This window comes from Rhodococcus sp. 1168 (genome assembly GCF_002091955.1).
GTDB lineage: Bacteria > Actinomycetota > Actinomycetes > Mycobacteriales > Mycobacteriaceae > Rhodococcoides.
On sequence record NZ_MKKY01000036.1, the window covers coordinates 1 to 14,287 of the forward strand.

The 14,287-nt window shown below is 61.8% G+C and carries 14 protein-coding genes; 5 read left to right on the forward strand and 9 right to left on the reverse strand.

The window, feature by feature from the left end; all coding sequences use genetic code 11:
• Positions 1-7 precede the first annotated feature (7 nt).
• The 3 genes from BJI47_RS05030 to BJI47_RS05040 form a co-directional block, all read right to left on the reverse strand.
• The gene (locus BJI47_RS05030) at positions 8-1,186 is read right to left on the reverse strand and encodes an IS30 family transposase (protein WP_217808487.1); all 1,179 of its coding nucleotides are present in this window, start codon (positions 1,184-1,186) and stop codon (positions 8-10) included.
• Positions 1,187-1,394: 208 nt separating this feature from the next.
• Complete coding sequence (gene glyA, locus BJI47_RS05035; RefSeq protein ID WP_088942712.1) at positions 1,395-2,678, reverse strand: serine hydroxymethyltransferase; 1,284 nt, start codon at positions 2,676-2,678, stop codon at positions 1,395-1,397.
• 44 nt (positions 2,679-2,722) lie between these two features.
• Positions 2,723-3,919, reverse strand: coding sequence for a DUF885 domain-containing protein (locus BJI47_RS05040; protein ID WP_088942713.1), 1,197 nt, complete (start codon positions 3,917-3,919; stop codon positions 2,723-2,725).
• Between the two features lie 169 nt (positions 3,920-4,088).
• Between BJI47_RS05040 and coaA the strand changes: the two genes are divergently transcribed.
• Complete coding sequence (gene coaA, locus BJI47_RS05045) at positions 4,089-5,012, forward strand: type I pantothenate kinase (RefSeq protein ID WP_088942714.1); 924 nt, start codon at positions 4,089-4,091, stop codon at positions 5,010-5,012.
• An 8-nt stretch (positions 5,013-5,020) separates the two neighbouring features.
• Here coaA and BJI47_RS05050 read toward each other — a convergent pair whose 3' ends face one another.
• Positions 5,021-5,803 carry an isoprenyl transferase gene (locus BJI47_RS05050; RefSeq protein WP_088942715.1) on the reverse strand — a complete coding sequence of 261 codons (783 nt, stop codon included), beginning with the start codon at positions 5,801-5,803 and terminating at the stop codon, positions 5,021-5,023.
• Between the two features lie 126 nt (positions 5,804-5,929).
• Between BJI47_RS05050 and BJI47_RS05055 the strand changes: the two genes are divergently transcribed.
• Positions 5,930-6,595, forward strand: a complete 666-nt coding sequence (locus BJI47_RS05055; protein WP_088942716.1) for a hemolysin III family protein — start codon at positions 5,930-5,932, stop codon at positions 6,593-6,595.
• 6 nt (positions 6,596-6,601) lie between these two features.
• Here the strand turns inward: BJI47_RS05055 and BJI47_RS05060 are convergent, their stop codons facing one another.
• The 3 genes from BJI47_RS05060 to mca are packed head-to-tail and all read right to left on the reverse strand — an operon-like array spanning position 6,602 to position 9,798.
• Positions 6,602-8,611, reverse strand: coding sequence for a thioredoxin domain-containing protein (locus BJI47_RS05060; RefSeq protein WP_088942717.1), 2,010 nt, complete (start codon positions 8,609-8,611; stop codon positions 6,602-6,604).
• A 2-nt stretch (positions 8,612-8,613) separates the two neighbouring features.
• Entirely contained in the window at positions 8,614-8,922 is a 309-nt protein-coding gene (locus BJI47_RS05065) for a hypothetical protein (RefSeq protein WP_254900398.1), read from the reverse strand.
• Positions 8,923-9,798, reverse strand: a complete 876-nt coding sequence (gene mca, locus BJI47_RS05070; protein ID WP_176224679.1) for a mycothiol conjugate amidase Mca — start codon at positions 9,796-9,798, stop codon at positions 8,923-8,925.
• 137 nt (positions 9,799-9,935) lie between these two features.
• On the opposite strand from mca, the gene BJI47_RS05075 reads away from it, so the two are divergent.
• The 3 genes from BJI47_RS05075 (at position 9,936) to BJI47_RS05085 (ending at position 12,451) form a co-directional block, all read left to right on the forward strand.
• On the forward strand, positions 9,936-10,358 hold the full coding sequence (locus BJI47_RS05075) for a DUF4307 domain-containing protein (protein WP_088942902.1): 423 nt from the start codon (positions 9,936-9,938) through the stop codon (positions 10,356-10,358).
• Between the two features lie 238 nt (positions 10,359-10,596).
• Positions 10,597-11,091 (forward strand): transcription elongation factor GreA, encoded by a 495-nt coding sequence (gene greA, locus BJI47_RS05080; RefSeq protein WP_084346091.1) that lies wholly within the window; start codon positions 10,597-10,599, stop codon positions 11,089-11,091.
• Positions 11,092-11,197: 106 nt separating this feature from the next.
• A complete protein-coding gene (locus BJI47_RS05085) occupies positions 11,198-12,451 on the forward strand; it encodes an acyl-CoA thioester hydrolase/BAAT C-terminal domain-containing protein (protein ID WP_088942719.1) in 1,254 nt (417 codons plus the stop codon).
• Here BJI47_RS05085 and BJI47_RS05090 read toward each other — a convergent pair.
• Positions 12,441-13,235 (reverse strand): ABC transporter permease, encoded by a 795-nt coding sequence (locus BJI47_RS05090; protein WP_088942720.1) that lies wholly within the window; start codon positions 13,233-13,235, stop codon positions 12,441-12,443. The genes BJI47_RS05085 and BJI47_RS05090 overlap by 11 nt on opposite strands.
• A complete protein-coding gene (locus tag BJI47_RS05095; RefSeq protein WP_088942721.1) occupies positions 13,232-14,200 on the reverse strand; it encodes an ATP-binding cassette domain-containing protein in 969 nt (322 codons plus the stop codon). Before BJI47_RS05095 ends, BJI47_RS05090 begins: the two co-directional genes overlap by 4 nt.
• Positions 14,201-14,287: the final 87 nt, after the last annotated feature.

Sequence of the window (14,287 nt, forward strand, 5' to 3'; positions counted from 1 at the left end):
GGCGGTTTCAAGTGGTTGTTGCAACGACTAACTCGTTGATCACTTTTGCTGGTGATTTCCAGCCTAGTGTTTTCCGGGGGCGGTCGTTGAGTTCAGCGGCGACCGCTTGGAGTCGTTCGGCGGTGTGCACGGACAGGTCGGTGCCTTTTTTGAAGTATTGCCGCAGGAGTCCGTTGGTGTTTTCGTTCGTTCCGCGCTGCCAGGGACTGTGGGGGTCGCAGAAGTAGATTGCCATGTCGGTGGCCATAGTGATTTCTGCATGCCGACGCATTTCGAGACCTTGATCCCAGGTCACCGACTGTTTGAGTACCGCAGGCATCGACCGGATTGCCTCGATCATCGCGTCTCGGACGGCGTCGAGATTGTGCGAGTGCGGCAGGTGGAGCAGCATGGTGAACCGTGACGTGCGCTCGACGAGGGTGCCGATCGCCGATTTGTTGCCGGCACCGAGGATCAGGTCGCCTTCCCAGTGCCCGGGTACTGTGCGGTCTTCGACGTCGTCGGGTCGTTCGGAGATCAGCGTTTTGTCGGGGATGTGATGAGCGTTGCTGGGTACCCGGCCGTGTTTGCGGCGATGCGCCCGCCCGGTCCGTAGTGCATCGGCGACTTCGGCTTTGAGTTCGCCTTTGGCTTGGACGTAGATGGCGTTGTAGATCGTTTCGTGCGACACGTGCATCTCCGGTCGATCGGGGTAGTCGATCTTCAGTGTCGCCGAGATCTGTTGTGGTGACCACTTTTTGCGGAGTCTGCGGACGACTTCTGTGCGGAGCTCACTGTTGCGGTCGGCGAGTTTCGCGGCCTTGGGTCGGCGGGCGCGTGTGTCCGCTCGCTGGTGTGCGGACACTGATCGGTAGGTGCCGCCAAGGTTGGTGTTGCGTTTGAGTTCGCGGGAGACGACGGACTTGTGACGTCCGATCAGGTCGGCGATATCGGTCTGGGTTAGTCCCATCGCGGTGCCGATCGCGATTTCCTCTCGTTCGGCTTGCGAGAGGAATCGTCCGCTGGGTTCGGGCCGGACCCGTTTGGCCCCGCGGACGATTCCTGCCTTCTGATCTATCCACCGCTTGCCGGTGGTGCGGCTGACGCCGGCAGCGGCCGACGCGTGGATCACTGAAGCACCCGAATCTCGCATGGCATGGAACTTAGCGACTACTTCTGCGCGATTCGGGACAACACGTCGTGGCATCTGCTCGACATCTCCTCAGGTCAGGAGCTGTGTTGCAACGACCACTTGAGATTGCCCGATTCGTATGAATGGACCATTCAAGCAGGTCGGGGAGATGAACAGGCCGGGCGAGTTGAACAGGCCGGGGGAGATGAACAGGCCGGGCGAGATGAACAGGCCGGGCGAGATGAACAGGCCGACCTGCCGACCCAGCGAAGCGGGCCGGCAATCAGCCGATCAGGCCCCAGTCTTCGAGGCCGTCGTAGAGCGGCTTGCTCTGTGCGACCTTGATGACGCGCTCTTTCAACGAGTCGCTGGCTTCGCCGGTGGCGAGGGCGGTACCGATGATGTCGGCGACCTCGGTGAACTCTGCTTCGCCGAAGCCACGCGTCGCGAGTGCCGAGGTGCCGATGCGCAGCCCGGAGGTGACCATCGGCGGGCGCGGATCGAACGGCACGGCGTTGCGGTTGACGGTGATGCCGACCTCGTGGAGAAGGTCCTCGGCCTGTTGGCCGTCGAGCTGACTGTTACGCAGGTCCACCAGTGCGAGGTGCACGTCGGTGCCGCCGGTGAGAACCGAGATTCCCTTGTCCGCGATGTCTTTGCCGTTCAGGCGATCTGCGAGGAGTGAAGCTCCGAGGAGCGTGCGCTCCTGGCGCTCCTTGAACTCCGGCGTCGCAGCGATCTTGAAGGCGACGGCCTTGGCGGCGATCGCATGCATGAGTGGGCCGCCCTGCTGACCGGGGAACACTGCGGAGTTGAGCTTCTTCGCCCATTCCTTCTTCGCGAGGATCAAGCCGGACCGGGGTCCACCGAGAGTTTTGTGCACGGTCGAGGACACGACGTCGGCGTAGGGAACGGGCGAGGGATGCAGCCCTGCTGCGACGAGTCCGGCGAAATGCGCCATATCGACCCACAGCAACGCGCCGACCTCGTCTGCGATGGAACGGAAGGCTTCGAAATCCTGGAATCGCGGGTATGCGGACCAGCCGGCGATCAGGACCTGTGGCTTGGCCTCGATGGCCTGCTTGCGCACCTGATCCATATCGATCCGGTGGTCTTCTTTGCTGACACCGTAGGACTCGACCTCGTACAACTTGCCGGAGAAGTTCAGCTTCATACCGTGCGTGAGGTGGCCGCCGTGCGCCAGATCGAGGCCCATGATCTTGTCGCCCGGGTTGATCAGTGCCATCAACACTGCCGCGTTGGCCTGCGCACCGGCGTGCGGCTGGACGTTGGCGAACTCGGCGCCGAAGAGTTCCTTGGCACGATTACGAGCCAGGTCCTCGATGACGTCGACGTGCTCGCAGCCACCGTAGTAGCGACGGCCCGGGTAGCCCTCGGCGTACTTGTTCGTCAGCACGCTGCCCTGCGCCTGTAGAACGGCCCGGGGTACGAAGTTCTCCGATGCGATCATCTCGAGCGTGTCACGCTGACGCCCCAGTTCGCCTGCCATGGCCTCGGCGACCTCAGGATCGAGTTCGGCAAGGGACAGGTTGTTGACGTCAGTCATAACAGGGGTCTCCAAATGAGCGCAGCGATGTGGGCGCCCTCAGTTTACGAGATGCGTAATTGCCCCGGTGTCAGCGGCTCGTCGAGTAGGCGCCCGAACAACGCCGATCGCTCTTTGACGGTCTTGCCCTGAGCCAACCAACCGCCGAGAAGTTTGTATCCCTCGACGTATGTGCTGCTGTAGGCACGCCACAACGGCGAGGACAAGAACTTCAGACTCTGCCGAGCACGCTTGGGCGACGCTAGGCCCCATTTCTCCAGGTAAGCCGCGACGTCATCCTGACTCTTGTGTCGATCGTGCAGCAACAATGCCGCGTCCTGCCGCACCCCGAGCAGCTGGCCCGACGCCGTCGACAGTTGCTCGGCCTTCTCCCCGTCGAACCGCAGGCCGAGGTCGGCGTAGATTTCCTGTGCCCATAATCCCCACCCTGGTCCGACGATCGACTCGAGCGCCAGATCTGCAAGCCCCTCCGCCATCAGGCATTGCGGAGTGTTGACGAGAAACAGGGTCTGTTCCTGCTGCCCGGCACCGACGAGGCCCATCTCTTTCCGGCAGTGCTCGGTGTGATGTCCGGGGTAAGCCTCATGTGCGATGAGGTGCGGGAGGTTCGCCATGTGCTGTTCGAGATCGGAGTTGATGGCCACGGTGGACTTGAAGTCACCGAGGTAGTAGTTGAATCCCGACCACGGCTTGTCCCCCACCACCTCGTAACGCACCTGTTCGGTCTCGGGCAGTGAATACTCTGCTCGCACACGATCACGCAAAGCACTCGAGAAGGCGTCGACGCATTCCTGGAGCCGATCGGCCGGGATGACGTCTCTGGCGCGGTGAGCGGCCAATCGCTCGGCGAGCGAACCCGGACCCGACAGCACCTCGTCCATCTTTCGGTGTGCCTGCGCATAGTGGTCCTGATCCCCGGGTTCGATGCGGACATCGAAATATGCGAAGACCTCGTCGACGAAACCGATGTCCTCTCCAGCGAACTTGCGACCCGAGCATTCGAGCGCGCGCAAGTGGACATCGATGAACTCGGCACGTTGCGCCGACAGATCGGTGTTGGCCAGCTCGGCCCGCAATGCGACGGCTTGCCGCGCGAGGGCAGCGGGATCGGGAGCAGGCGCACTCTCGGTCTGTCGACGCAGCTCCGGGTCACCGGTGTACGCGTCGACGAAGCCCTCTTCGAGTCGGTCGAATTTCAGACCGAGTTGTAGATACTCACGGACGAGGGAATCGGCGTTCATGAGAAACGACGATAGTGGCCGCACTGAAATGAACGAACAGTGAACTACCCCGCCGGAACGAGTATCAGTGGCACCAAGCACAATCTGAAGCCATGCGACTTCAGTGTCCCTCGTGCGCCTGGTGCGTACTCCCAGGTACGGACCAGGCACACGAGGTGTGTACCTCCGAATGAGCGAACCCAGCCCCTACGTCGAGTTCGATCGCGCCCAGTGGCGCACGCTTCGGCAGTCGACGCCACTGGTGCTCACCGAGGAAGAACTCGTCGGCCTCCGCGGCTTGGGTGAGCAGATCGATCTCGAAGAAGTCGCCGAGGTGTATCTCCCTCTGGCCCGACTCATTCACCTCCAGGTCGCCGCACGGCAACGACTGTTCGCGGCCACGGCAACATTTCTCGGCGAGAAGCATCCGGATCGGCAGGTGCCCTTCGTGATCGGAGTGGCCGGCAGTGTCGCGGTCGGAAAGTCGACGACGGCCCGAGTTCTGCAAGCACTCCTCGCGCGGTGGGACCACCATCCACGCGTCGACCTGGTCACCACCGACGGCTTCCTGTATTCGACGACAGAGTTGACGCGTCGCGGCATTCTCCATCGCAAGGGATTTCCCGAGAGCTACGACCGGCGCAAGCTGCTGCGCTTCGTCACCGAGGTGAAGTCCGGAGCCGAAGAGGTTGCCGCCCCGGTCTATTCGCACGTGTCCTACGACATTCTCAAGGGCCAGTTCCACATGGTTCGTCAGCCGGACATTCTCATCGTCGAAGGCCTCAACGTTCTGCAGACCGGTTCACGTCTGATGGTGTCGGATCTGTTCGACTTCTCGATCTACGTCGACGCCAGAATCGAGGACATCGAGCGCTGGTACGTGAAGCGTTTTCTCGCACTGCGTAAGACGTCGTTCGCCGATCCCGACGCGCACTTTCATCACTACGCGAATTTGCCCGACGAGCACGCACGTATGGCCGCCGAGGATCTCTGGCACTCGATCAATCTGCCGAACCTCGTCGAGAACATTCTCCCGACGCGCCCTCGGGCCACGATGGTGCTGCGCAAGGACAGCGATCACGCCATCAACAGGCTCCGATTGCGCAAGTTGTAGCGAGGTAGTCAGATTCCGAAACGACGATGCCTGGCTGCATAGTCACGCAGTGCTCGAAGGAAATCGACTCGGCGAAACTCCGGCCAGTACGCCTCGGTGAACCAGATTTCCGAGTACGCGCTCTGCCACAGCAGAAATCCGGAGAGACGTTGTTCACCCGACGTGCGAATCACCAGATCCGGATCCGGCTGGCCGGAGGTGTAGAGGTGAGTATCGATGCCATCGACATCGATGGATTCCACCAAGTCGTCTCCGGTGAGTCCCTCGGCAATCTTCTCTCTCACCAGCAATTGCACTGCGTCGGCGATTTCCTGCCGACCGCCGTAGCCCACCGCGACGTTGACATGCGTTCCGGTTCGCCCTGCGGTATGAGCGGCGGCCTCTTCGAGCCTGCGCGCCGTCGATGGCGGGAGGAGCTCGAGGGTGCCGACGATCTTGACCCCCCAATTCTGCTCGGGTCCGCAGATTTCTTCGACGACGTCGGTGATGATCTCGAGCAGTGAATCGAGCTCGTCGGGGTCGCGGGACAGATTCTCGGTCGAGAGTAGATAAATGGTGGCCATCTCGATTCCGGCGGCGTCGCACCAACCGAGCATCTCGGCGATTTTCAGTGCACCCATGCGATGCCCGTGCGCGACGTCGGTGAAGCCGTTCTCACGTGCCCACCGGCGATTTCCATCACACATCACTGCAACGTGACGCGGATGGCGCATGCCGTCGAGCTGCATGAGCAAGCGCCGCTCGTAGACGTTGTACAGCACGTTACGTACGTTCGTCGGGAGAATTTTCACCGAGACATCACCACAGTCGGATCACCACGGAGCACAACCTTACGCCGACGAAACGAAGCTACTCGCCGGTAGAGTACGGACCGAACCTACGGTTGCGTAAGTTCGGAGTCGAGAGGAAGTGATCGCATGATGATGTTCGGGATCGACCAACTACCCGCGAAACCTCGGATGCGCGGGTGGATTCATCTCTACGCTTTCGCGGTCTCCGTCGTGGCGGGCATCGTCCTCGTCACGCTGGCCTTCAGCCTGGTCTCCGTCAGTGCCGGAATCGCGACCGCGGTCTACGCGAGCACTGTTTGCGGTGTCTTCGGCGTCAGCGCTACCTACCACCGAATCCATTGGAAGACCCCTGCCACTCGCACCTGGATGAAGCGTGCCGATCACTCGATGATCTTCCTGTTCATCGCCGGTAGCTACACGCCGTTCGCCGTACTCGGACTCCCGGCAGCAACCGGCAGAACGCTGCTGATCGTCGTCTGGATCGGTGCCCTCGGCGGCGTTGCGCTCAAGATGCTGTGGCCTCTAGCGCCCGTATGGGTGGGCGTACCGCTGTACCTGATTCTCGGCTGGGCCATCGTGCCGGTCGCACCGACGCTGATCGAGCAAGTGGGCTTCGCACCGTTCATTCTGTTGCTCGTCGGCGGTGTCCTGTACAGCGTCGGAGCCATCCTGTACGCCACGAAATGGCCCAATCCCTGGCCCACTACGTTCGGACATCACGAGTTCTTTCACGCGGCCACGGTGCTTGCCGCGATCTGCCACCTCGTCGCGGTGTGGTTGGTGCTGTTCTAGCCAGGGTCAGCATTGCAAGGCGGCGATGAGCTCGACCTCGGTGGTGACGGGGCGGTCGCACACGAATCCGCGACACACGTACGCCGCCTCGTTGCCGTCGATCATGGGCCGATCCTTCAGCAGCGCGCTGGAATTTTCCGCTCCGGCCATGATCGTCGTTCCCCCGGGAGCGTGCGCGCGAGCAACGGCGAGCAGGCTGCTGTTCCCGACGCTCGACACGGCCACCTGCAAGGGTCCCCGCACCGATGCCTCGGCGACGGTGAGCCAGTGGCCTCCAGATCGGGGTGCCCGCTCCAGAATCAGAGCCGCACGGGCGAGCCCGGCCGAGGCGAGCTCTCCATATCGAGCCGACATCTCGGGCGGCACTAGCGCCTCTGCCGTCAGAAGAGCCTCCGTCACCGTCGACGCTCCCGACGGGGTTGCATTGTCGAGTGGGTCTCGTGGCCTCGTCACCAATGCTTCGGCGTCATCGGCGGTATCGAACCAACTGCCAGGATGATCCGGGTCGGCGAAGTGTTCGATTGCAGCGTCGAGAATCGCCTGCGCCCGAATCGACCAGGTCTCCTTTCCGGTGGCCTGAAGAAGCGCCAGCGAGGCGACAGCAAGGCAGGAGTAGTCCTCGAGCACACCCGTTGCGACACCGACGTGGGTGCCGAGCGAGGCGCGTCGCAATCGCCCGTTCTCGAAGTGTGTCGCGAAGATCTGTTCACCACAGGCGACAGCGGCGTCGACCCACTCCGAACGTCCGAGTCCCGTGCCTACTTCGGCGAGAGCTGTGATTGCGAGGCCGTTCCACGCGGTTACCACCTTGTCGTCACGGCCCGGCTGTGGGCGCTGATCCCGAACCGAAAGCAACAGTTCCGCCACGCGCCGGTACCGCTCGAGATCCTCAGGATCCTCGGGCAACTGCAGAACCGACATGCCCGCTTCGAATGTCCCTGCACTGTCGACGACGAACAGGCCTGCCGCCCAGACACCATCTTCGAACCCGAGAACATCTACGAGCTGTTCGGGCGTCCACGCGTAGGTGGATCCCTCCACACCGTCGGTGTCGGCATCGAGAGCGGACGCGAAACACCCGTTGTCGGTTCGCAGTTCGCGTAGCAGGAAGCCCGCGGTCGACTCGGCCACTCGAACGGCCAGTGGATCCCCCGTCACCCGGGCGAGGTGCCCGTACAACCGAAGTAGAAGCGCGTTGTCGTAGAGCATCTTCTCGAAGTGCGGCACGACCCATTCCGCGTCGACCGAGTAGCGCGCGAACCCGCCACCGATCTGGTCGTAGATTCCGCCGCGAGCCATCGCGGCCGCGGTGCGACGGACCGTCTCGAGTGCCGTGGCAGAACCAGTGCGCTCGTAGTGGCGTAGCAGGCCCTCCAACAGTGCACCCGGCGGAAACTTGGGTGCCCCGCCGAAGCCACCACGCTCGACGTCTTCGTCCGCGAGCACCGAGGCCACGGCGTCGGCCATCAGGTCGGAGTCGATCGGCCGCTCCGACGTCGGCATCTGCCCGGAGTTCTTTCGAAGGGCGGCAACGATCGCAGCGGATGCGTCGAACACTTCCTCCCGACGCGTACTCCAGGTGTCCGATATCGCAGTCAGCAACTGCTCGAACGAGGGCATCCCCCCGCGCGGTCTGGGCGGAAAGTAAGTGCCGCAGTAGAACGGTTCGGCGTCGGGTGTCAGAAAGCACGTCATAGGCCAGCCGCCCTGACCCGTCATTGCTACCGTCGCATTCATGTAGACGGCGTCGAGGTCGGGTCGTTCCTCACGATCGACTTTGATACACACGAAATTGGTGTTCATCAGCGCCGCGACCGTCTCGTCCTCGAACGACTCATGCGCCATCACGTGACACCAATGACAGGCCGAATAACCGATCGAGAGCAGGATCGGCACATCGCGTTCAACTGCGGAGTTCAACGCCTCGGGCGACCACTGCTGCCAATGCACCGGATTGTCCGCATGCTGAAGCAGGTATGGGCTGGTCGATACTCCGAGCGCGTTGGCGCCGAGCACGGCTAAGTCTCGTCCTTGTCGGCCCGCTTCTTCGTGGTCGACGTCTTGTCCGTTGTCGACATCTTGTCCGTGGTCGACATCTTGGGCGGATCTACCGTCAGTGCGCCGCGATCGGTCCCCTCGTCGAGTTCTTGATCAGGCCTCGGGTATTCCTTCTCGAAAGTTTCGGGGAGCTTCTTGATCTTTTTGTTCATCGACCAGATCAGCAGAGCTGTACCGACGAGAAGCGCGACGATGATCACCAGCCCGACGGGCGAGGATTTACCGAACTCCGGGCCGGTCGGCTGCTGGGCCAATAGCGAGATGATCACTCAGAGGTCCTTCGTTTCGATGCCAGCGAACAGATCGGTTTCCGGCAACGACGTCTTGACCCGCGTCCGCGCCAATTCGAACTCTTCGGTAGGCCAGAGCTTGCGCTGCACATCGACGGGTACGGCGAAGAACACCCCGTTCGGATCGATCTGCGTCGCATGCGCCCGCAAAGCGTCGTCGCGCTGCTCGAAATATTCGTCGGCAGTGACCTGCGTGGTGATTCTCTCCATGATTTCGTCGCGGTCCGTGGTCCACCGTTTCAACCAGTCGACGAAAGGGCTCACTTCGCCGCGGTCGACGAACCAGTCGTCGAACAGTTGCATTCTCTTGCGGAGGAAACCGTGCGAGTAATAGAGCTTGAGAGGCGTCCACGGTTCCCCGGCGTCGGGGAACTTCGTGGGATCACCTGCGGCTTCGTAGGCCGCAACCGATACCTCGTGACACCTGATGTGGTCCGGGTGCGGATATCCACCCTTTTCGTCGTACGTAGTCATCACGTGCGGTTTGAATTCGCGAACGACTTTCACCAGAGCCTCGGTGGACTCTTCGAGTGGAACCAGCGCAAAGCACCCCTCGGGCAGCGGGGGTAGCGGATCGCCCTCGGGCAAACCCGAATCGACGAAGCCGAGCCAATGTTGACGTACCCCGAGAATGCGGGCCGCCTCAGCCATCTCTTCCCGCCGCACTTCCTCGATGCGATCGTTGACACCGGGGATGTCCATCGCTGGATTGAGGATGTCTCCCCGTTCACCACCGGTCAACGTCACGACCAGGACATCGTTGTTCTCGGCGGCATACCGCGCCGTCGTCGCTGCGCCCTTACTCGATTCGTCGTCGGGATGGGCGTGCACCGCCATGAGCCGTAGTCCGGACACGTTCTTTCCTCACCTCAGCTTCGCCTGCTTCTTCCCTACACATATAGTTCCACTTGGTGCCGACACAACACGCACCGGCTGCCGTAGATCTACCAGCGAACACCGAGATCTCCCCGACCTTCACGACGAAAGCATGCATGACTTCCACGCTCCCCGAAGGCCGCTATCCCACGTCGACCTCGCGGTCGGTCTCCCGTCGCACCAAGAACCTGCTGCTCATCGTGGTGCTCCTCGCCGGCCTGGGGATCGCGTACATCGGGTACGTGAAGTTTTCGGTGAAAGACATCGAGGGAACAGCACTCGCGTTCGACCTGCTCGACGATTCCACCATCTCAATTCGTTTCAGCGTCACTCGCGCAGATCCGCAGGACGACGCGGTCTGTATCGTGCGGGCGCGTTCGCGTGACGGATCCGAGACCGGACGCCGCGAAGTACTCGTGCCCGGCTCGGACGCACGCGAGATCGAGGTGAAGTCGGAAATACGTACTTCTCAACCGCCCGCCGTCGGCGACATCTACGGATGCAGCCTGAAAGTCCCCGATTATCTACGCGCAGGCTGACCTAGCGCCTGCTCGTGGTAAGATAGGCCGGTACACGGTTCCGCTTTGGAGCCGTGTATTGCTGCATTGACGGCCAGGGCGGCACTGTGGCCCGCGGCTGACGCTGCGCTCCAGTGGCTCAAAAAGCGGGCCTCCAACGCCTGGGAATCTGCACACTGCAATCCCCCGGTTCGCCGCGTGCGCCGTCCGCATAAAACGGGGAGTCCACCGCGACTTCTACTACAAGGGAGTGATCGAGATGACCGAGACCCAGGTGACCTGGCTTACCCAGGAGTCCCACGACAGGCTCAAGAGCGAACTCGACCAACTCATTTCCAATCGTCCAATTATCGCCGCCGAGATCAACGAGCGACGCGAAGAGGGCGATCTGAAAGAGAACGGCGGCTACCACGCTGCGCGCGAGGACCAGGGCCAGCAGGAAGCCCGTATTCGCCAGCTTCAGGAACTGTTGAACTCCGCCAAGGTCGGCGAGGCCCCCACCCAGTCCGGTGTAGCGCTCCCCGGGTCCGTGGTGAAGGTCTACTACGACGGTGACGAGTCCGACGCCGAGACTTTCCTCATCGCCACCCGCGAAGAGGGTTCCACCGACTCCAAGCTCGAGGTTTACTCCCCTAGCTCTCCGTTGGGTGGTTCACTGATCAATGCCAAGGTCGGCGACACCCGCCAGTACACGCTGCCGAACGGCAAGATCATGAAGGTCACGCTCGTCAGCGCAGAGCCTTACCACTCGTAGACATTCGTCTCGGTTCAGTCGAGTTTCCCCGGTCGGTAGTCATCCGACCGGGGAAACTTGCGTTATATGACCGACACCGAACGCGGTCACGGCGCACACTTGGACAATGGATGCCGTGTCCCTGCAGGTCGACCCAGTCGAGGGCCCAATCGACGGCCCCACCACCTTCCGTGTTCTGGGCGTTTCACCCGGCCTTCCAGTCCATCTCGATATCGCGACGGTCGATGCGAACAACCACCACTGGGTGTCACATCAGGACTACAACATCGATGCCGAAGGTCGGCTTTTGATAACCGACCCCGATCGACCGTGGTGGAACATGTCCTTCGTCGACGAAGGCGTCGTACCCGTCACCTTCGCCGGATCGGACGGCGGACTCGACTATCGAATCTCGGTGCACGCAGTGGAGGGCTCGTCCAGCACCACAGTGCGTCGCACCTGGGGCGGAGATCTGGTTCGCGAGGATCTCACGGGCGTCGGGTGGCGACTGCGGATCTATCTCCCCGACACCGGCGACGACGTGCTGGCCGGGGTCATCGTTCTCCCCGACACCACAGGCGCACGACCAGCAGCGCCCACCGCGGCGCTGCTCGCCTCACATGGATACGTCGCAGCCGTTCTGTCCTATATGGACGACACCGGACTCCCCGAGCAGTTCGAGGAAATACCGGTAGAAGCGATCGCCGCTGGAATGGCAGCTTTTGCCGGACACGAACGCGTCGACGCACATCGAATTGCGGTCTACTCCTGCTCGGTCGGGGTATCGGTGGCCTTGTCCGCTTTGGCCCGCACTCCAAGCCTTCCGGTGCGCGGCGTCATCGCGATGTCACCCTCCCATGTCGTCCTGCAAGCCCGGTGCAAAAGCGGACCTCCGCCCCGTACGTCTTCGCTGACCGTCGGCGGTGAACCGTTGCCGTACATGCCCATTCGAAGTGAACGACTCATCGGGCAGCTGATCAAGACGGCGGTCCGACGGGTCTTTTCGACCGGCCCCACCTCGCAAGCGCTGTCGCTACGACCGGCGTACGCTGCCGGACTGAAAAACGACAAAGACGTCCACGACGCGATCATCCCGGTCGAGAGAATCGACGCTCCGTTGCTGGTGATCGCCGGCGATGACGACGCCGCCTATCCGTCCGACCGGATGGCGCGCGCGTTGATCGCCAGACGCAAACGCAATACGGACCGGTTGCTGATCTTGCCGAATGCCGGTCACGTTCTGCGTCCCCCCGCAACACCCACGACCGTCGACCGGAACTACAACACTGTGTCCGGTGGAACGCCCGCAGGCACCGCGAAGGCGCAGCGCCGAATGTGGACCGAGGTTCTGGATTTTCTCGAGACCAGCCTCAAGCAGTAAGCGTTCTCTCGTACTTACGCACCGACAACGGGACAAAGACCACGAGCAGCACGACGACCCAGATGAGCGTATAGAGCACTGGGTTCTGCAGTGACCACACATCCGGCGGCGGCGCCAAAGGACTTGTGTTGCCGAACAACTCGCGTACCGCCTGGACGGTCGAGGAAATCGGATTCCATTCGGCGATCGTTTTGAGCAGCGGCGGGAAGCCGTCGATGGGCACGAAGGTGTTCGCAATGAAGGTGACAGGGAATATGACAATGAACGAGGCATTGTTGAAAATTTCCGGTGACCGTACCGACAGCCCGACGAACGCCATGACCCACGAGATCGAGTAAGCAAACAACAGCAGCAGTACGTACCCCGCCAAAGCCTCGAAGAACGACGTCGTAATGCGCCAGCCGACAATCAAACCGGTGATCGACATGATCGTGATGGTCACCAAGTTGTTGCCCACATCGGCGGCGGTTCGCCCAATGACCACGGCCGAGCGTGCCATCGGCAACGAACGGAAACGGTCCATCACACCTTTCTGTAGATCCTCTGCCAGCGAAGATCCGGTGATCGTGGCACCGAAGATCATCGTCTGAACGAAGATGCCACCCATCAGGAAGCTCTTGTAGTCGCCGCCGCCGGGAATATCGACGGCACTGCCGAATACGTACGCGAACAGCAGCACGAACATGATGGGCGACAGCGTCGCGAAGACAAGCAGGTCCGGAACCCGTTTGATCTTGATCAGATTGCGTTTGCCGATGATCAGCGAATCGCGCACGACACTCATTTGCCTACCTCCACTGCAGCGTCCGACTCGGTCGCATGGCCGGTGAGACTGAGGAACACGTCGTCCAGGTTGGGGCGCCGCAAGCCGACGTCGAACACGGAGATAGCCGCTTCGCGCAGCTTCAACAGGGCTGTCGTCAAGTCGTCCGCGCCACCGTCGACCGACATGACGATTCGGCGGGCCTGCGCGTCCCACTGCGGTTCGTCGACACCGATCGGAGCCAACAATTCATGAGCGCGTGCCCGATCGTCAGGATCGGTGAGTACGAACTCGAGACGCTCGCCGCCGACCTGCGCCTTCAGCTGATCAGCGGTGCCCTCGGCGATGATCGACCCCTTGTCGAGGACGATGATCTTGTCTGCCAACCGGTCTGCTTCCTCCAGGTACTGCGTGGTCAGCAGAATGGTCGTCCCATCCTTGACCAGATCGGAGATGAAGTCCCACATGGCGATTCGGCTGCGCGGATCGAGACCGGTTGTGGGCTCGTCGAGAAACAGCACCCGCGGCCGACCGATGAGACTGGCAGCGATGTCGAGGCGTCGACGCATGCCGCCCGAATACTGTTTGGCTGTGCGGTCGCGAGCATCGAGCAAATCGAACCGCTTCAGCAGATCGTCCGCGCGCGAGCGCGCCTCGGCCTTCTTCAGCCCGAACAAGCGACCGACCATCTCGAGATTCTCGTAACCGGTGAGGTACTCATCGACCGCCGCGAACTGGCCGGTCAACCCGATGGTGGACCGGACCTCGTTGGCCTGCTTTGCGACGTCGAGGCCGAATACTTTCGCAGTTCCCGACGTCGCCGTCAACAGCGTCGCCAAGATGCGAACCGCCGTCGTCTTGCCTGCACCGTTCGGTCCCAGAACTCCGAGAACCGTCCCCTCCGGCACCGAAAAGCTGATCCCGTTGAGCGCGACGTTCTTCCCGTACTCGAGTACGAGATTGTCTACTTCGACGGCATTTACCACGACGTACCCTCCCCTGTCTTTGTCATGAACACGTACTTCTCGTTACTGCAGACACTGAGGTCTCGAACACTGCAGACTCTTGTCGCG